Genomic DNA, 18,302 nt, shown 5'->3' on the forward strand with positions numbered 1-18,302 from the left:
CGCCCTGACGGCAATCGCCGTCAGGGCGTTCTGGTTTAAGCCTCAGTCGCTCGGCTCGCGGCCCAGCAGGCGCGCCAGTCGCTCGGGCACGACGCGGAGCCCGAGGGCGCGCTCGTTCGCGACGATGACCTTCCCGGGCGCGCCGCCCTTCGGCTTCCGTAAGTGCTTGCGGGGCGCGTGCTGGATCTCGACCTGCGGCTCGCCGCGCGCGCTCGAGAAGTGGGCCGCGAGGTGCGCCGCGTCGACGAGGAGCTCGGGCGGGCAGATCTCGCCGCGCTTCAGGGGAACGATCACGTGCGAGCCGGGGACGCCGCGGACGTGCACCCAGAGATCGTGCGGTGACGCGACGCGGAACGTGAGCTCGTCGTTGTCCGCGCCGCCCTTGCCGACGAGGATGACGCGGCCGCCGTGGCCCTCGTAGCGGCGGAACGCCGAGCGCGACTCGGGCTCGCGTTTCTTCTTCGCGCTCGGCGCGGCGGGCGTGATGCGCAGGCGCGCGGCCTCGGCCTCGACCGCGTCGAGCTGCGCGTCGTCGGCGAGCTCGAGGCGCGCGCGGATCGACTCGATCGTGGTGGCCTCGGTCATCGCTTCGTCGTGGCGGGCCGAGGCGATCGCGGCACCGGCCTCGAGCTTGCGGGCGCGGGTGAAGAGCGCGTCCGCGGTCGCGCGCGCGCCGATCGCGGGATCGATGTCGATCTCGAGCGTGCCCGGGGGATCGACGGACCAGTCGGGGAGCGAGACGTGCGTCGCGCCGCGCGGGATCGTCGCCAGTGCGGCGAGCAGCGCCGAGCCGCGAGCGCGCAGCGAAGGGACGTCGTTCGCGCGATCGAGATCGCCGAGCGTCGCTTCGGCGCGGCGGAGCGCGCGCTTGTGCGCGCGGCGGAGCGCGCGATCGAGCGCGGTGCGGCGAGCGCGCGCGTGCGCGTCGCGGCGCGCCTCGAGGAGGGCGGTGCCGAGCGCGAGGAGCGCGTCGAGATCGCCCGGGAGATCGCGGGCGCGATCGCTGGGCTCGGGCGGTGACCAGGGCTCGCCGAGGCGCAGCCCGCGGGGCTCGAGGCGCGCGGGATGGAGCGCCGCGACGATCGCGCCCTCGGCATCGAGCACCAGCACGTTCGAGCGATCGCCGAGCGACTCGTGGATCAGCGCGATCGCTTCGGGGCCGCGTCGCAGATCGATCGCGATCGCGCCGCCGCCCGCGTCGATCGCGCGCTCGAGGCGCGCACCTTCGACGAGGTTGCGCAGCTGTTTCGCGATGCCCTCCGCGGGAAGGCCGCGCGGGCGCTCGGGGACGCATCCGAGGCCCGGCGATCCGGGATCGGTCGAGAGGACGAGCGCGACGCGGAGTTCGCCTGCGCCGAGCGTGAGCGCGACGAGGTCGGGCTCCGGAACGTCCACGCGGCGCGCACGCGCGCCGAGGAGCGCGGCGAGCGGAGCGTCGCTTGTATCTACCCCAGTCATCGGCGGCTGGTTCGTGATAGCAGGCCGCCACGCGGTTTCGGGAGAGGGTCGCCGGGCATCGCTTGGGGCAACGTCCCCGTGAGTGAGATTGGCGCCCTCGACCGAGTTTCTTTGCTCGAACGGTATCCAGAGGCGTGGCTCGTCCACCGTCCTCGCATGGACAAGCATGGGCACGAAGCTCGGCTCCGAGGCTCCCGGGCACGCGATCACGGTCGAGAGGAACATGAGATTCGTCGGGATCGACATCGGTTCGGAGAAGCACGTCGTCGCAATCGTGGACGAGACGGGCAAGCCGCTGCGCAAGCCAATACCGTTCTCCCAGGACGCATCGGGCTACGAGCGACTGCGCTCGATGCTCGGTGAGGCGGCAGACGCATTCGTCGCGATGGAGGCGACCGGGCACTACTGGCAGAACCTGTTCGCGTTCCTCCACGCGGCGGGCTTCCAGATCGCGCTGCTGAACCCGACGCGCACGTCGCGGTTCGCGGCCGAGGACCTGCGCCGCGCGAAGACGGACGCGCTGGATGCGCTCGGCATCGCGCGGTTCGCGCAGCAGAAGCGGCCTGCCGCGACGCCGATGCCCGATGCAGCGACGCTCGAGCTGCGCGAGCTGATGCGTCTGCGCGACCGGCTGGTGCAGGACCTCGGTGACCGCGCGCGACAGGTCCATCGCGCGCTGGACCTGAGCTTCCCGGAGCTCACCGACCACGTGCGCGACGTGGCATCGGCCAAGGCCACTACGCTGCTCGTCGTGTGCCCGACCGCCGAGAAGTTCCGAGCAGCTGACCCGAAGGTCCTGGCCGAGCTGAAGTACGACGGGCGCCACGTCATCGGTCTCGAGCTCGCAAAGGCGCTCTGCGAGGCCGCCAAGACCAGCGTGGGCCGGCACCAGGGCACGCCCTACGAGCTGCAGATCCGCTACGCGTGCGAGGACATCGCGACGCTCCGGGCGCGCATCAGGAAGCTCGACGAAGACATCAGCCAGAGCCTGGATCGGCATGAGGTCGGCAAGCTGCTGACGACCATCGACGGCATCGGAGACAACACGCGGCGCGCATGATCGCCTCGATCGACTTCGACGGCTTCAAGAGCGCCGCCGCGCTCGCGGCGTACGTCGGCGTCGCTCCGCTCGTGAACCACTCGGGCAAACGCCAGCCGCTGCGAGGCCACGCCTGCGCGATGGGCGACGCCGACCTGCGCGCCAAGCTCTGGATGCCGACGTTGCGCGCCGTGACCCACAACCCGTGGCTGAAGGCTTTCTACGCGCGCCTGGTCGCCGCCGGCAAACCGAAGAAGCTCGCGATCATCGCCGCGATGCGCAAGCTCCTCGGCGCCATCATGAGCGTGGCGCGCACGCGCACCCCGTTCGTGCCGAAGCTCGCGGCAGCCTGACGCTGCACTTCGAGCTTGCACGGCGTCACGGTATCTCACTCGTCCTCGTCGTCCTCGTCGTCCTCGTCGTCCTCGTCGTCCTCGTCGTCTTCGTCGTCTTCGTCCGCGAAGTCGTCGCCCTCGCCGGCGTCCTCGTCCTCGTCGGCGTCTTCGTCTTCGTCGAGGTCCTCGTCCTCTTCCTCGTCCTCTTCCTCGTCGCCGAGGTCGATGACGATGCCGCCGCCGCGCCGCAGCACGCCGGTGCCGCCGCTCTCGTCGCGGAGATCGGCGAGCAGCTCGGACACGCGCCGCGCCTTCTTGAAGCCCAGCTCGGACTCGATCGCGAGGTAGATCGTCGCCGCGTCGCTCGCCGCGATCGCCTCGACGATCGCCGAGAGCAGCCCCTCGCCGAGCCGCGACCGTGCGCCGATCGCGCGCACTCGCGCGTACGCGATCTCGCCCGTCGGCGCGGGGCTCTCGAGCGGATCGAACGCGCAGACGACGCCGAGGCTGTTCGCGAACGTCGCCGCCTCCTCGATGTCCCAGAGCCCGCCGGGCTGCCACACGATGCGGCGCTTGCCGCCGCCCGCGAGGTGACCGGCCCACGACGCGAGCCGCTCGCGATCGCGCGGGCCCGGCGTGAGATCCGTGCCGGTCACCAGCACGAGCGCGTCGGCCGCGAGCGCGTCGTGCGCGCGCGCCATCCACTGCGCGCCCTCGGACTTGTTCGGCGCGTCGCGGAACGCGCCCGCGGTGCCGCGCCACGTCTCGGGTGGCGGGCGCAGCGTGAAGCGCGCCTGCTCGGGCGCGCCGGCGCGCCATTTCGCGAGCACGCTGGGCTTCGGCAGCGGCCGGCGCGGCGCGATCTCGGCGAAGCGGAGCGACTCGAAGTATCGGGGACCAGGGGAGCGCTCTACGACGGCGCCGATCAGGTGCTCGGACATGGGCCGAGTAAGGTAGTGCAGCAGCGGATGCGTCGCACCTTTCCTCGGCTCGGGAGCGTCGGCGCGGGATTGCGCACGCGAGCCACCGCTCGGCGGCGAGGGTCGCCATGATAGGCTCGCGCGCGATGCGCTCTTGGTCGTGGATGCTCGCTGCGTGCGCCGCGCTCGCGGGCTGTGAGTCGTCGGTTCCTTCGTTTCCACCCGTGACGCGAGACGCGGGCTACGAGTGCGGAGACGCCGACGGCGGGTCGGTCGCCTGCCCCTCCGGCGAGGTCTGCCTCCAGGGCTTCTGCTACGCGCAGTGCAGCGAGACGCGCCCGTGCGGGCCGCTCGAGATGTGCTCTGCGCAGGGCGTCTGCGTCGCGAGCACCACGGACGCGGGCCCGCCCGTCGACGGCGGTCCGCCCGATCCCTGCGAGACCACGACCTGCAGCGATCCGACGCCGTTCTGCCGCGCCGGCAGCTGCCTCGCGTGCCTCGAGGCGACCGGGATCTGTCCCGCCCCGGCGCCCGTCTGCGATCTCGCGCGCGGCAGCTGCGTCGCGTTCGACGGCGGCGGCGGGGCGATCTGCACGGCGTGCAACATGGACGCGGACTGCACGTCGGTGGATCCGAGCCTGCGCTGCCTGACGCGCTCGTTCCCCGAGCCCACCGAGCGCGTCTGCGTACCGAGCTGCGAGGGCGGCGCCGCGTGCCCCGCGGGCCTGGAGTGCGACGCCGAGACGCTGCGCTGCGTGCCCCGCTTCAACTACTCGTGCACGGGGTTCCGGGCGTCGCTCGCAGCGCGCGCGTGCGCGAGCGACGCGGAGTGCGCGCCGGTCGGGGCGAGCGCCGCCGACGGGCTCTTCACCGGGAGCTGCTCCGAGGACGGCGTGCGTCCCGGGCTCACCTGCCACGTGCCGTGTGGCGTCGACGCGGACTGCCCGGCAGGGACGTGCATGACCGGGTTCTGCCGCTGAGAGAGCGTCCAAGCGCGGGCAGCGCTCCGGCTCGACCGAGCGTTCGCGCTTCGACCGCCGGGTGCGCTGCCGCATACTGAGCGCGTGGTGCGCCGGCGTCGGCCGTTCTCGTTCCTCCTCGCGATCCTCCTGCTGACGGTCCCGGCGTCCTCTCGCGCGCAGGACGACTGGGGGCTCATCCGCGAGCGCGGCGGCGGCGGGAGCACGACCACGCGGCCGCGCGGCGGAGGCGGCGCGCGACGCCCGCGCGCGGAGCCGCGCACGCCCGAGGTGGCGCCGCCGAGCGATCGCAGCGCGGTGATGCTCGAGCGATATCTGCGCGTGCTCGAGTCGGAGCCCTCGGACGGGTTCGCGCTCGATCGCCTGATCGAGCTGCACCGCGAGCGCGACGGGAACGATCGCGCGCTGCGCGAGCTGCTCGAGGCGCGCGCCACCGGCGAGAACGGCTGGTGGGCGCGCATGCTGCTCGGTCATCTCGCGCGCCGTGCGCATCGCCTCGACGAAGCGCGCGCGCAGTACGAGCAGGCCGCCACGCTGCGCCCCGACGAGCCGCTCGCGACGATCGCGATCGCGCGCGTGCTGCGGGAGTCGGGCGACACCGAGGGCGCGCGGACCCGCTACGAAGCGGCGCTCGAGCGCACGCCGCGCGGCCCTGCGCGCGACGACGTCACGCGCGAGCTCGCGACGCTCGCGCTCGATCGCGGCGACGTCGACGAGGCCCGGCGGCGCTTCGATCAGCTCGCGGGCGGCGCCGGAGGGAGCCTCTATCTGCGCACGGAGCTCGCCCGCGCGCTGCTCGCGCGGGGTGATCACGAGCGCGCGATCGCCGAGTACGAGCGCGTCGCGGGCGGCCTTCGCGGCGATGCACGGGCGAGCGCGCCGGTGCTGATCGAGCTCGCGCGCGCACAGCTCGGCGCGGGGCGCGACGCGGACGCGATCGCGACGCTCGATCGCGCCGTGGCGAGCGCGGGCGGCGCTTCGGGCACGCGCGCCGAGGCCGACGAGCTGCGGCTCGAGGCGTATCGCCGAGCCGATCGCCTCGACGAGCTCGCGACGTCGCTCGCGCGTCGCAGCGGCCCCGAAGCGGCCGCGCTGCTCGGACGCGTGCACGACGAGCTCGGTCACGACGGCGAGGCGCTCGATGCGTACCGCCGCGCGCTGCGCGCGCGTCCGCGCGACGTCGATCTGCGCCTGCGTATCGTGCAGGTGCTCGCGCGCGCCGGGCGCATCGACGAGCTCATCGAAGAGTACCGCGCGCTCGTGCGCAGCGCGCCCGACGAGCCGCGCCACGTCGTGCAGCTCGCCGAGCTCCTGCGCGAGACGGGGCGGCGCGACGAGGCCCTCGCGACGCTCGAGGCCGCATCGCGGCGCTCGCGCGATCCCGCGCTGCACCAGCGGCTCGCGGAGCTCTACGCGCGCTGGGGTGAGCGTCAGCGCGCCGAGGCCGAGCTCGCCGCGCTGGTGCGCCTCGATCCCAGCGACGCGCTCCACCTGATCGCGCTCGGCTCGCAGCAGTTCGACGCCGGTGATCGCGAAGGCGCGATGACGACGTGGCGGCGCATCCTGACGCTCGGCGGCGATCGCGCGGACGCGCACGCGACGCTCGGCGGGATCCTGGCCGATCACGATCTGCTCTCCGACGCGATCGACGAGCACACGGAGGCGGCGCGGCTCGCGCCCGATCGGCTCGAGATCGTGCGCGGCCTCGCGACGACGCTGGAGCGCGCGGGGCGCGACGCCGAAGCGCTGCCCCACTGGCAGCGCGTGCTCGCGCTCGCGGGAGACGATCGCGCCGCGCGTCGCGAGGCGCGCGAGCGCATCGTCGGGCTCTGGGTGCGCACCCGTCAGGTCGACGCGATGGCGCAGTCGCTCGGGCGCGCGTTCCAGGGTGACCCGCCCGATCTCGAGGCCGGTCGGATGCTCGCGGAGATCCATCGCCGGCGTCGCGATCTCGAGGGCTCGCAGCGTGTGCTCGCGCGGCTCGCCGAGCTCGAGCCGGGCGACATCGAGACGCTCACCGCGCTCGAGCGCGTGCGCTCGCAGGCGGGTGATCGCGCGGGCGCGATCGAGGTGCTCCGCCGGCTCGTCGAGATCGATCCGCGACGCGCGGCGACGCACCTGTCGCGCATGGCCGAGCACGCGCTCGCGCTCTATCGCGACGACGACGCGCGCGCGTACGCCGCGGAGGCGGTCGAGCTCAGCCCCGAGGACGCGAGCGCGCACCGTCGGCTCGGCGATCTGCTGCGCGCGGGACAGGACGTCGATGGTGCGATCGCGAGCTACCGCCGCGCGCTCGAGCGCGATCCGCGGCTCTTCGACACCGCGTTCGATCTCGCGGAGATGCACCTCGCGCGCGGCGAGCACGAGGACGCGGACCGCGTGTACCGCGACGTGCTCGCGCGCGCGCCGGACGACGATCTCGTCGCGCGCGCGGCCCGCGCGTCACTGCAGATCCACGTGGGCGTCGGCACGCTCGAGGCGCTCGAGCGAGAGCTCCTGCCGCTCGCGCTCGCGCACCCGGAGCGCCCGATCTACCGGCGCGTGGTCGTCGAGCTCTACGACGCGATGACCGGCCCGCTCGTCGTGCGCGCGCGCCGCAGCGGTCCCGAGGGAGACGAGGCGCGCGCCTCGCTTCGTCGCTGGGGCGCGCGCGCGATCAAGCCGCTCCTCGAGGCGCTCGCCGACGCCGATCCGTCGCAGCGTCGCATCGCGCTCGCGATCCTCGGTCCGCTGGGCAACCCCGCAGCGGCTGCGCCGCTGCTCGGGGTCGCCGAGACCGCCGAGTCGCTCGACGTGCGCGTGCAGGCGCTGCTCGGCGTCGCCGCGATTCCGTCGGCCGCGCTGGTGCCCCGCCTCGCGACCCTCGCCACCGCCGAGGCGCCCGCGATCCGCGCTGCCGCGACGCTCGCGCTCGCGCGGACCGGAGGACGCGCCGCGATCGAGGTCCTGCGCGCGCGGCTCGCCGACGACGATTCCCAGGTCCGCGGCTGGGCCGCGCTGGGCCTCGGCGCGACGCGCGACGTCGCGAGCGCACCGGCGCTGCGCCGCATCGTCGAAGATCCGCGGCAGCCCCGCGCCAGCGCCGCGCTCGCGCTCGGCTGGCTCGGGGATCGTGACGCGATCGCGCCGCTCGTCGCGCTCGCGCGCGAAGCGCACCCCGGGGTCGCGCCCGCCGCGCTCGCTGCGCTCGCCGCGCACGACACGCCGGTCGCACGCGCGGCGCGCGTGACCGCGCTCTTCCCGGGGGACGGCCGCGTGCGTCGCGCCGCGGCGGCCTCGCTGCGCACCTCCGCGCGCGCGCCCGACGCGCTCCCGCTGCCGGCTCCCGGAGAAGGCCCCGCCGATCTCGCGCTGCGCCTCGCGCGCGCCGACGAGACGCTCCCGCCGCCCGATCTGGACGCGCTCGCGCCCACGCTCGTCTCCGTGCTGCGCGAGGCGCTCTCGAGCGGGCCCGCGCCGCGCGTCGCCGCGACGCTCTCGGTGCTCGCCGCGGGCCCCGCTCCGCTCGGGCTCGGGGAGCTCACGCGCGACCTCGACACCTGGCCCGAGGCCGCGCGCGCCTCCGCGGCGCGCTCGCTCGAGCGCCTGCTCGCGCAGCTGGTCCCCGATCTCTCGACCTGCGCGCGCGCCGACGACGCCAGCGTGCGCGCCGAGGCCGCGCGCGTGCTCGCGCACGCCGACGACACGACCGCCGCGACCGTGCTCGCCGACGCGCTCGACGACGGCGCCGCCACGGTCCGACGCGCCGCGCTCGACGCGCTCGCCGAGGCCGAGCTCGACCCCACCGAGACCCTCCGCGCGCGCACCGCGTCCTTGCTCGCGTCGAGCGACGACTGGGCGATGCGCACCCGCGCCGCCCGCGCGCTCGGCACGCTCGGCGGCGACGCCGCACGCGCCGCGCTGATCACCGCCCTGCGCGACGACGCGTTCGCGTTCGTGCGCGAGGAGGCCGCGCTCGCCCTCGGACGCCTCGGCGGGGAGGGCGCCGACGTCGCGCTCAGCGACGCGTGCGCGCGCGACGACGAGCCCCGCGTCCGGGCAGGCGCGGCCCGCGCGATCGAGGCGCTGGGCGGCTCCTGCGATCCCCGTGTTCGTTGACGCCGCCGCTGCATCCGGCCTACAACGTTCGGGTTCCGAGGGAGCGAGCGAGCAGTCGATGGAGCACGACATCGGGATCGCGTGTGGCCGCTGCGACACGTTCAACCCGATGGGGGCGGCGTTCTGCTCCTCCTGTGGGAACGATCTCTCGTTCCGTGCGAGTGCCAAGGCGGCGAGCCCGGCTGCGGGCGTGTCGGAGGATCCGATGGAGCAGAACCGTTACTACGTGTGCAAGGAGTGCTCGTCGCCGGTGCCGCCGGGGCACAAGTTCTGCGGCGCGTGCGGTGCGACAGTCCCCGACGAGCTGCTCGACAAGAAGGTCGAGTTCTTCGGGACGATGCAGGCGCCGGGCAAGGCGCGCTTGATCCTGATCCGCGGCACCGACGGCGCCGACGGCCTCTCGTACCTGCTGCAGGGCACCGAGCACGTCACCGGCCGCACGAACGCGCAGATCCCGTTCCCGAACGATCCGTTCGTGAGCGATCGCCACGCGAACTTCATCTACCGCGGCGACAAGCTCGTCGTGCGCGACGAGGGCAGCCTCAACGGCGTCTTCGTGCGCGTGCGCCAGCCGGTGCCGATCGCGCCGGGCGATCAGTTCCTCTGCGGCGAGCAGGTCTTCCGCCTCGACGCGACGCCGAAGGACACGTCGGGCCCCGATCCCGATCAGACGTACTTCTACTCGTCGCCGAAGCGCCCGAGCCCGTTCCGCATCGTGCAGGTGCTGCGCGGCGGCGGTGACGGGATGGTCTACTGCGCGCGCGACACCTCGGTGCAGATCGGCCGCGAGGACAACGAGATGAACTTCCCCGACGACATCTACATGTCGGGGCGCCACGCGAAGGTCGAGCTCTCGCCGGACGGCACGTACGCGCTGCACGATCTCGGATCGCGCAACGGCACCTACGTGCGGATGCGCGGCGAGCGCGAGCTCGCGCACGGCGACTACCTGTTCCTCGGCCAGCAGCTGCTGCGCGTCGAACAGACCGCGTGAAGCTCAGCCGCCCTGCTGGGCGATGATGCGCTCGACGACCGCGCGATCCGCGGCGTCGGGCGCGAGCTCCAGATAGCGGCGATACGCGGCGATGCTGCGCGCGACGTCGCCCGCGCGCATGTACACGCGACCGAGCTGCTTCTGCACGTCGGCGTCGCTCGGCGCCGCGCGCGCGGCCTCTTCGAAGCGCGCGATCGCGCCCGGGACGTCGTTCGCGAGGAAGCGGCGGCGCCCTTCCTCGAACGCGATCTCCGCGATGGTGCGCGACGGCTCGGCCGGCGCGACCTCGACGCTCGCCGCGGCCGGCTCGCCGGTGTCGACGATCGCGCTCGTCGTCGCGCGCTCGCGCCGGGCGCGCGGGGGAGGGGGCGAGACCGGCGCCGGGGTCTCGTGCGTCGTCTCGTCGAGCCGCGGGTCGTCGGTGCGCGCGGGCTCGATCGACGGCGCCTCGATCGCCGTCGTGGGCGGCGCTGCGACGCTCACCTGCGCGGGCGTGGCTGCAGCCTCGCGGGGCGCCCTCGGCGCGTCCTCCGATCCTCTCGAGCCCAGCACCGCGACGAGCGCGATCGCCGCGATCAACGCGGGCGCCATCATCATCCACGTGCGCGGCAGCGCGCTCGCGCGCGTCGCGACGGGCTCGTTCGGCGGCGGCGCCTCCGACTTCTTCGGCGCGGGCTTCGCGGCGGTCGGGCGGAACGGCCCCTCGCCGAGCCGCGCGTCCGCATCGGTCCCGAGCTCGCGCACCGCGCGCTCCACCGCGTCGGCCATGTCGGCGGCGCTCTGCCACCGATCACCCGGGTCCTTCTGCAGCGCGCGCAGACAGATCGCCTCGAGCGCCGGCGGCACGCCCAGCTCGTGGCGTCGCTCGCTCGGCGGGATCGGCGCCTCGACGAGGTGCCGCGTCAGCACGCCGAGCGCGTTCTCGCCGGCGAACGGAACGACCCCGCAGATCATCTGGTACAGCACCACGCCCGCCGCGTAGAGGTCGCTGCGGTGATCGATCACGTCTCCGCGGCTCTGCTCGGGCGCCATGTACTGCGGCGTCCCGCACACGAACCCGTCGACGGTGATCGCGTGCCCTTCGTCCTGATCGAGGATCTTCGCGATCCCGAAGTCGCACACCTTCACGTGCTCGCGCCCGCTGCGATCGGGCTGCACCACGACGTTCTCGGGCTTCAGATCGCGGTGGATGATCCCCGCGCGGTGCGCCTCCTCGAGCGCGCGCAGCACAGGCACCAGCAGCGCCGCGATGCGCGCCGGCGAGAGCGGATGATCGTGGTCGAGGATCGTCTGCAGATCCTCGCCGTCGAGCAGCTCCATCGCGATGTAGAGCGTGCCGTCGTCGGTCGTCCCGAAGTCGTGGATGTGCAGCGAGTTCGGGTGCGAGAGCCGGCTCGCCGCGCGCGCCTCGCGATGGAAGCGCATCTCGATGCGCTCGGTGCCCGTGAGGTGCCGGTGCAGCACCTTCACCGCGATCTCCTTGTCGAGCGCGATCTGCTTGGCGCGGTACACGCGCCCCATCGCGCCCTCGCCGAGGAGCTCGAGCACCTGGTACTTCCCGGCGAGCGTCGCGCCGAGCACCGGGTCCGGACGCAGCGACTCGCGACGCGCCCGCGAGCGCACCTTCGCGTCCGCCCCCGTGTGGCTGACGGACGACGCGCCGCGCGCGGCGTCGTCTTCGTGTGCGGGGGCGCTGCTCATGAGCTGCGGGTCTCGCGCCTCGAGCCGAGGAGTGTACGAGCTTCATGGGCGCGGGCCAAGGACGCGCCAGGCTCCTGCTTGCTTGACCCCACAAAGGCACCGCGGCTATCGTGCACGCGGCCAAGAGGGTGGAAAACGCCCTCTTTCTTCGCGAGGAGCCCGAGGTGATCGTCTGCCCCCGTTGCGGCAAGGAGAACCAGGACCATTACAAGTTCTGCCTCGGCTGTGGTGCCGAGCTGCCGCGAGACGCCGCGCACGCGCCGAAGAGCTTCACGGCGGCGACGCCGCCGGCGGGTTTCCAGGGTGGATCGGGGGGCGCGAGCGGGGGCTTCGGTGCGCCGCAGGCTTCGCCTGCGCCGCGTCCGGGCGGGTTCGGTCCGCCGCCGGGGGGTGGGTTCGGTCCGCCGCCGCCGGTCGCGTCGCCGGCTCCGTCGTCGGGCTTCGGTGCGCCGGTGGGCGCGCCTCCGAGCGGAGGCTTCGGTCCGCCGCCCGCGATCTCGCCTGCGCCCGCGCCCGCGATGGCCGCGCCGCCGATGCCCGCAGCCGCGCCTGCGCCGGCTGCGGCCGCCGACACCGTGACCTGCCCGAAGTGCGGCAGCTCGAACAACAAGAACTTCAAGTTCTGCGGGACCTGTGGCCACCCGCTGCAGGGCGCGTCGGCCGCGCCGCCGCCGATGGCCGCGCCCGCCGCCGCGCCCGCGGTCTCGTCGGGCCCGAAGCGCGGCTCGCTCGTGCTCATCCGCCCCGACGGCAGCGAGGGCGACTCGTTCCCGCTCTCCGACATCACGGTCGTCGGCCGTGAAGCGGGCGGGCTCTTCGCGAGCGACTCGTACCTCTCGCCGCGCCACGCGACGTTCTCGTTCGGCGCCAGCGGCCTCACGGTGCGCGACGAGAGCAGCCTGAACGGCGTCTACATCCGCATCGCCGCGGACACGCCGAGCGAGCTGCGCGACGGCGCCGTCTTCCGCATCGGCCAGGAGATCATCCGCTTCGAGCGCCTGAAGGCGTCGCCGCCGCAGCAGGGCGTCGAGGTGATGGGCAGCCCGAGCGCCGGCCTCGTCGGCCGCATCTGCCTCGTCATCGGCCGCGAGACGACCGGCAACTGCTACGCGATCCCCACGAGCGGTCTGCACCTGGGCCGTGAGCGCGGCGACATCCTGTTCCCCGACGACGGCTACGTCTCGGGCCTGCACTGCCGCCTCCACGAGGAGGGCGGCCGGATGCTGATCACCGACGTCGGCAGCTCGAACGGCACGTTCCTGCGGATCACCGGGAGCGCACCGGTGCCGAGCGGCTCGCTGCTCCTGATGGGTCAGCAGCTCTTCCGCGTCGAGTTCTGAGCGCCCGACCGCACCAACGAGAAACGGCGGCCGCATCCCGCGGCCGCCGTTTCGTGCTTTCTGGCCTCGAGCCTCAGCCCACTTCGCGCCGAGAGCTCGCCTGGGGCGCGAACCGATCCGCGAGCCACTTCGCGATCCGCACCTCGACCGCGACGGGCTGCTCGACCGGCGCCGCGTGGCTCGCGCCACGCAGCAGGAAGAACTCGGCGCCCGGGATCACGTCCGCCATGTGCTGCGCGAGCGCGTTCGGCGTGAACGTGTCGCGCTCCGCCGCGACGACCAGCGCCGGCACGTGGATGCGCTCGAGCACGTCCTCCGCGGTGTGCTCGCCCGCCAGGCGCAGCATCGCGAAGAAGATGCCCGGCTCCATCGACGCGACGTGCTCCATGTAGAACCGGAAGTCCTCCTCGCGGATCGCGAGCGCGTCCACCTCGCGCGCCAGCTGCGCGAAGCGGAACGCCAGCGCCGGCGGGATGCGCCCCCACACCGCGCGCGCGAGGCCCTGGTTCCTCTCGACGACGTCGATGATCGACGGCAGGACGGTCTTCAGCACGTCGCTGCCGTGGAAGGTCGTCGTGATCTTCCCGTACGAGCCGCACAGCAGCGCCAGCCCGCGCACGCGATCGGGCGCCAGGCGATACGCCTCGAGCGACACCTGCGTGCCCATCGAGTGGCCCGCGAGGATCGCGCTCTCGATCCCCGCTGCGTCCATCACCGCGAGCAGATCACGCGCGTGCGCGGGGATGTCGATGCGCGCCGCATCGACGGGCAACCCACTGCGCCCGTGCGCGCGGTAGTGCCAGTGCACCACGCGATGCCGCTCGGCGAGGTGCGGCTGGAGATAACGCCACGCGAACCCGTCGCAGCCGATGCCGTCGCTCAGGATCCACGTGGGACCGGCCGCGCCGGACTCCAGCACGTCGGGCCGCGGCCCGCGCACCCCGTAGAACAAGCGGGTGCCATCGGGCGCGGTCGCGAACGCTTGTCGGTCGTACTGCATGGGACCGGTCTTGCCGTGCCGCAGCGAGAGTTGCTCGGGCCGCAGCGAGAGAGATGCGTGCGCCGCGAGAGACCGCGTGGGCTGCAGCGAGAGAGCCGTCAGCGAGAAGGGAGACGAACGAGACGAGCGGCGTCGTACGACCGTGGAGCGCGACGTCGCCCGTGTCGGGCGTCAGCCCTCCTCGCCTCCCTCGCCCTCGTCCACGTCGTTGACCGAGGGGAGCTTCCGGATCTCCGGCAGCCCGATCTTCACGCAGCGCTGGACGATCCACGACAGCGACCGGTCCAGACGGGCCGCCTCGTGCTGGATGTCCTGAAGCATCGACTCGGGGAAGTACAAGCTCTGCTTGCGCTTGTCGGTGCCCGCCATCCGTGTGCCTTCCTTGTTTGAAGCGAGCCGCTTGGGCGCGACCCGATCGGACGCCGATGGTACTACACGCATACCGTGGAACGGTCAACGAATGTCGGGAACGCGACGCGGACGGGGACCGCGCGAGCGGAACGTGCGAGGTCGCGTCGTCTGTGGGCCGTGTGCGCGTCGGCGTTCGCCGGTGCGTTCGCCGCGGTGCTCGTGCTCGGCGCGACGCTGCTGCTGGGTGGGCGCGCGGAGGCCACGCCGACGCGCGCGAGCCCGTACGCGAACCTCGCGATCTTCGCGCGCGCCCTCGCGCACATCGAGGCCTCGCACGTCGAGCCGCCCGATCAGGATCGGCTGATCTACGGCGCGATCAAAGGGATGGTCGAGACGCTCGACCCGCACAGCACGTTCCTCGATCCCGAGGAGTACCGGATCCTCACCAGCGACACGCAGGGTCGCTTCGGCGGCATCGGCGTGTCGATCGACGTGCGCGACGGATGGCTGACGGTGCACGGCGTCACCGAGGGCAGCCCCGCGGATCGCGCGGGCGTGATCCCCGGCGATCGCTTCCTCACGATCGACGGCTGGGCCGCGCGCGACATGCCGATCTCCGAGGCGGTGCGCCGCATGCGCGGCGATCCCGGCACCGAGGTGCGCGTGCGCATCCGCCGCGAGAACGTCGAGGACGCGGTCGAGGTCACGCTCACGCGCGAGGTGATCCACGTCGAGGCGGTCGAGGCGCGCGTGCTGCCGGATCGCGTCGTCTACGTGCGCATCCGATCGTTCCAGGGGACCACGACGGACGAGCTCCGCGCCGCGATCGATCACGCCGCCGAGGAGACGCGCGACGCGGGCGGCATCAGCGGCGTGATGCTCGATCTGCGCGGCAATCCGGGAGGATTGCTCGACGAGGCGGTGCGCGTCTCCGACGAGTTCCTCGAGGAGGGCGTGATCGTCTCGACGCGCGCGCGCGGCGGTGAGCTCATCGAGGAAGCGCGCGCGCGGCGCGCAGGCACGCGACCGAATTGGCCGATGGTGATCCTCGTCGATCACTTCAGCGCGAGCGCGTCGGAGATCGTCGCGGGCGCGCTCCAGGATCATCGCCGCGCGGTCGTCGTCGGATCGCGCACGTGGGGGAAGGGCAGCGTGCAGAACATCGTCGAGCTGCCCGACGGAAGCGCGCTCAAGCTGACGGTCGCGCGCTACTTCACGCCGAACGGCACGTCGATCCAGGCGCACGGCATCGACCCCGACGTCGAGGTCGAGCAGCTCGACGCGGAGACGCTCGCACGCCTGCGCCGCGAGGGCGTCGTGGTGAGCGAGGCGGTGCTCGAGGGGCACCTGTCGGGCGAGCGCGAGCGACGCACCGAGACGAGCACACCGCGCGACCAAGCGCGCACCGGGCCGAGCGAGGGCGACGCGAGCGAAGGCTCGCTCGACGACGACTTCCAGGCCCACCTCGCGCACGAGATCCTGCGCGCGATGATCTCGCGCTGAAGGTGTGACCAGACCGCGCGTGGTGCGACGAACGGCACGTCGCACCTCGCGCGGTCAGGTCACACCTTCAGCTCTGTTTTCCTGGTCGAGCATCTTCGATGCTCGACGGTGCGCGCTGCGCGCGCTTTGGTGCCACGACGCGCTCGGCGACGATGGGCGTCGCTCACGGCGTCCGTGCGCACTGCGCGATGTCGGCTGCACGGCGTGCGCACTGCGCGCGCTGTCGGCTGCACGGCGTGCGCACTGCGCGCGCTTCGGTGCCACGACGCGCTCGGCGACGATGGGCGTCGCCCACGGCTTCCATGCGCACTGCGCGCGCTGTCGGCTGCACGGCGTGCGCACTGCGCGCGATGCTCGCGCTGCGCGACGTGTGCACTGCGCGCTGCGCGCTCCACGACGCGCGCGCTGCGCGCTCCACGACGCGCGCGCTGCGCGCTCCACGACGCGCGCGCTGCGCGCTCCACGACGCGCGATGCTCGGCCGCACGATGCGCGATGCTGGGCTGCACGATGCGCGTGACGCGCGGTCGGAGCGCACCTCGTACCACCGTGTCGCTCGGCGCTCCGTGCTGTCTCTCGTGTGAGGCTCGGAGGGCGCACATCGAGAGCCTTGATCGTCGCGGTGCTCGCTCGGATGATGCGCGCCGTGTCCAAGCGCTTCATCCAACATCGTTCGTGGTTCGTGCTGGCGATCGCGGCAGCGGTCGTCGGCTGTGGTGGGCTCCGGGTCGCGATGGTCGACTCGGCGTACCAGCGTCCCAGCAACGTCGCCGTCTACTTCACGGTCGACACCGCGGGTGGCGATCCCGTCGGCGGCCTGCAGGCGACCGACTTCCGCATCTACGAGGACGGGCAGCTCGTCTCGCCCACCGAGAGCGAGCAGACGATCGTCAATCCCGAGGTCGCCGCCGAGCACTACACGCTGCTGCTCGTCGACATGAGCGGCAGCGTCGTCGAGAGCGATCAGGTGCCCGCGCTGCAGCAGGCGGCGACGGAGTTCACCGCGCAGCTCGAGGGGCACCAGAAGGTCGCCGTCTACGCGTTCGACGGTGCCGAGGATCTCTACGCGATCGCCGACTTCACCTCGGGCGGCGGCGCGCAGGGCGCGATCGGGCGGCTCGGATCGTTCCGTCCTCGCGATCCGTCGACGAACCTCCACGGCGCGGTGGTGCAGGGCATCGCGGTGCTCGACGCGGAGCTCGCGCGCTCGCGCGTGCCGCTGCGCTTCGGGACGATCGTCGTGTTCACCGACGGCAGCGATCGCGCCGCGCGCATCACGCGCAACGAGATGGGGCGCGCCATCGACGCGTCGCCCTACGACATCTTCGCGATCGGCGTCGGCAGCGAGATCGACGAGGGCACCCTCGGCGCGGTCGGCCGCGACGGCTACGTGCTCGTCGAGGACACCGCCGCCGTCACCCAGGCGTTCCAGCAGATCGGCGCGCACATCCTCGCGATGACCCAGCGCTTCTACCTGCTGAGCTACTGCAGCCCGGCGCGCGCGGGCACGCACGAGGTGACGGTCGAGGCGGTCACGCCCGACGCACGCGGCTCGCTGACCTACGAGTTCGACGCGACGGGCTTCGGCCCCGACTGCAACCCGAGCCGGCCGCCGCCGTTCGCGATCGGCAACGCGCGCAACACGCGCACCCGCCCGCGCGCCGAGCGCGGCGCCCGCATCGAGGTGCGCGCCACGGCGCAGTGATCCGCGGGTCCGGACGTTCGGAGTCCCGAATTTCGCGGTGTTTCGGGGTGAAGACCATCCCGAAGCGCCGCGAACGGTCATGTCGCGGGGTGATGACCCTCCGTGATCGCCGATGACGGCGGTTCGGCGGGGTGACGACCCTCCCGGATCGCCGAACACGGCGATCGGCCGGGGTGAACACCGTCGTCGATCGGCGTCCACGGCGCCGTCGCGGGGTGAACACCGTCGTCGATCGCCGTTCGCGGCGCCGTCGCGGGGTGAACACCGTCGTCGATCGCCGTTCGCGGCGCCGTCGCGGGGTGAACACCGTCGTCGATCGGCGTCCACGGCGCCGTCGCGGGGTGAACACCGTCGTCGATCGGCGTCCACGGCGCTGTCGCGGGGTGAACACCGTCGTCGATCGGCGTCCACGGCGCCGTCGCGGGGTGAACACCGTCGTCGATCGCCGTCCACGGCGGCACCGGGCGGCGAAGACCGTGATCTCGCGATGTTCCGACCGCCGGGCGCGGCACGAGAGCGCCTCGCGCGGTCGGGACCACCCCGGGCGCCACGGAGGGTCGTTTCGTGGGCGCCGAACCACGACCGACCACCGGTCGTCGGTGGCTGCGGGTGGTCGGGACCACGACGGACCACCGGTCGTCGGTGGTTGCGGGTGGTCGGGACCACGATGGACCGCCGGTCGTCGGTGGTCGCCGGTGGTTCGGTGGCTTCGGACCGCCGGTCGCCGGTGGTCGCGGGTGGTCGGGACCATGACGGACCACCGGTCCTCGGTGGTCGCCGGTGGTTCGAGGGCCTCGAGCCGGCGGTGTCGGCGGTCGCGGGTGGTTGGGACCACGAGGGCCCGGCGGTCGTCGGTGGTCGCTCGTGGTTTGGGACCAC

14 protein-coding genes are annotated in these 18,302 nt (G+C 73.3%); 8 read left to right on the top strand and 6 right to left on the bottom strand.

Annotated elements, in window-relative coordinates:
* Positions 1 to 42: 42 nt before the first annotated feature.
* Positions 43 to 1,704, bottom strand: coding sequence for an NFACT RNA binding domain-containing protein (locus DB32_RS13445; RefSeq protein ID WP_083457361.1), 1,662 nt, complete (start codon positions 1,702 to 1,704; stop codon positions 43 to 45).
* Between DB32_RS13445 and DB32_RS13450 the strand changes: the two genes are divergently transcribed.
* Complete coding sequence (locus DB32_RS13450) at positions 1,682 to 2,518, top strand: IS110 family RNA-guided transposase (RefSeq protein ID WP_169791437.1); 837 nt, start codon at positions 1,682 to 1,684, stop codon at positions 2,516 to 2,518. The two genes, DB32_RS13445 and DB32_RS13450, sit on opposite strands and share 23 nt — an antisense overlap.
* Positions 2,515 to 2,850: a transposase gene (locus tag DB32_RS13455; protein ID WP_053232866.1), complete on the top strand. Its 336-nt coding sequence runs from the start codon at positions 2,515 to 2,517 to the stop codon at positions 2,848 to 2,850. The genes DB32_RS13450 and DB32_RS13455 overlap by 4 nt, the downstream gene beginning before the upstream one ends.
* A 35-nt stretch (positions 2,851 to 2,885) precedes the next feature.
* Here DB32_RS13455 and DB32_RS46685 read toward each other — a convergent pair whose 3' ends face one another.
* Positions 2,886 to 3,773 carry a hypothetical protein gene (locus tag DB32_RS46685; RefSeq protein ID WP_157069016.1) on the bottom strand — a complete coding sequence of 296 codons (888 nt, stop codon included), beginning with the start codon at positions 3,771 to 3,773 and terminating at the stop codon, positions 2,886 to 2,888.
* Between the two features lie 125 nt (positions 3,774 to 3,898).
* On the opposite strand from DB32_RS46685, the gene DB32_RS13465 reads away from it, so the two are divergent.
* From DB32_RS13465 to DB32_RS13475, 3 genes are all read left to right on the top strand, one after another.
* The gene (locus DB32_RS13465; protein ID WP_053232867.1) at positions 3,899 to 4,732 is read left to right on the top strand and encodes a hypothetical protein; all 834 of its coding nucleotides are present in this window, start codon (positions 3,899 to 3,901) and stop codon (positions 4,730 to 4,732) included.
* An 87-nt stretch (positions 4,733 to 4,819) separates the two neighbouring features.
* On the top strand, positions 4,820 to 8,830 hold the full coding sequence (locus DB32_RS13470) for a HEAT repeat domain-containing protein (RefSeq protein ID WP_157069017.1): 4,011 nt from the start codon (positions 4,820 to 4,822) through the stop codon (positions 8,828 to 8,830).
* 58 nt (positions 8,831 to 8,888) lie between these two features.
* Positions 8,889 to 9,824, top strand: coding sequence for an FHA domain-containing protein (locus DB32_RS13475; protein WP_053232869.1), 936 nt, complete (start codon positions 8,889 to 8,891; stop codon positions 9,822 to 9,824).
* Positions 9,825 to 9,827: 3 nt separating this feature from the next.
* Here the strand turns inward: DB32_RS13475 and DB32_RS13480 are convergent, their stop codons facing one another.
* The gene (locus DB32_RS13480; protein ID WP_053232870.1) at positions 9,828 to 11,525 is read right to left on the bottom strand and encodes a serine/threonine-protein kinase; all 1,698 of its coding nucleotides are present in this window, start codon (positions 11,523 to 11,525) and stop codon (positions 9,828 to 9,830) included.
* 164 nt (positions 11,526 to 11,689) lie between these two features.
* On the opposite strand from DB32_RS13480, the gene DB32_RS13485 reads away from it, so the two are divergent.
* The gene (locus DB32_RS13485) at positions 11,690 to 12,865 is read left to right on the top strand and encodes an FHA domain-containing protein (protein ID WP_053238795.1); all 1,176 of its coding nucleotides are present in this window, start codon (positions 11,690 to 11,692) and stop codon (positions 12,863 to 12,865) included.
* Positions 12,866 to 12,938: 73 nt separating this feature from the next.
* On the opposite strand, the gene DB32_RS13490 is transcribed toward DB32_RS13485, so the two are convergent.
* Both DB32_RS13490 and DB32_RS13495 read right to left on the bottom strand, forming a co-directional pair.
* The gene (locus tag DB32_RS13490; protein ID WP_053232871.1) at positions 12,939 to 13,865 is read right to left on the bottom strand and encodes an alpha/beta fold hydrolase; all 927 of its coding nucleotides are present in this window, start codon (positions 13,863 to 13,865) and stop codon (positions 12,939 to 12,941) included.
* Between the two features lie 171 nt (positions 13,866 to 14,036).
* Positions 14,037 to 14,234, bottom strand: coding sequence for a TIGR04563 family protein (locus DB32_RS13495; RefSeq protein WP_053232872.1), 198 nt, complete (start codon positions 14,232 to 14,234; stop codon positions 14,037 to 14,039).
* Positions 14,235 to 14,393: 159 nt separating this feature from the next.
* Between DB32_RS13495 and DB32_RS13500 the strand changes: the two genes are divergently transcribed.
* Positions 14,394 to 15,719: a S41 family peptidase gene (locus DB32_RS13500; protein WP_053232873.1), complete on the top strand. Its 1,326-nt coding sequence runs from the start codon at positions 14,394 to 14,396 to the stop codon at positions 15,717 to 15,719.
* Positions 15,720 to 16,364: 645 nt separating this feature from the next.
* Positions 16,365 to 17,423: a vWA domain-containing protein gene (locus tag DB32_RS13510; RefSeq protein ID WP_169791438.1), complete on the top strand. Its 1,059-nt coding sequence runs from the start codon at positions 16,365 to 16,367 to the stop codon at positions 17,421 to 17,423.
* A 77-nt stretch (positions 17,424 to 17,500) separates the two neighbouring features.
* Here the strand turns inward: DB32_RS13510 and DB32_RS13515 are convergent, their stop codons facing one another.
* Positions 17,501 to 17,884 carry a hypothetical protein gene (locus tag DB32_RS13515; protein WP_053232876.1) on the bottom strand — a complete coding sequence of 128 codons (384 nt, stop codon included), beginning with the start codon at positions 17,882 to 17,884 and terminating at the stop codon, positions 17,501 to 17,503.
* Positions 17,885 to 18,302 lie beyond the last annotated feature (418 nt).

It is taken from the genome of Sandaracinus amylolyticus, assembly GCF_000737325.1.
Taxonomy (GTDB): domain Bacteria; phylum Myxococcota_A; class Polyangia; order Polyangiales; family Sandaracinaceae; genus Sandaracinus; species Sandaracinus amylolyticus.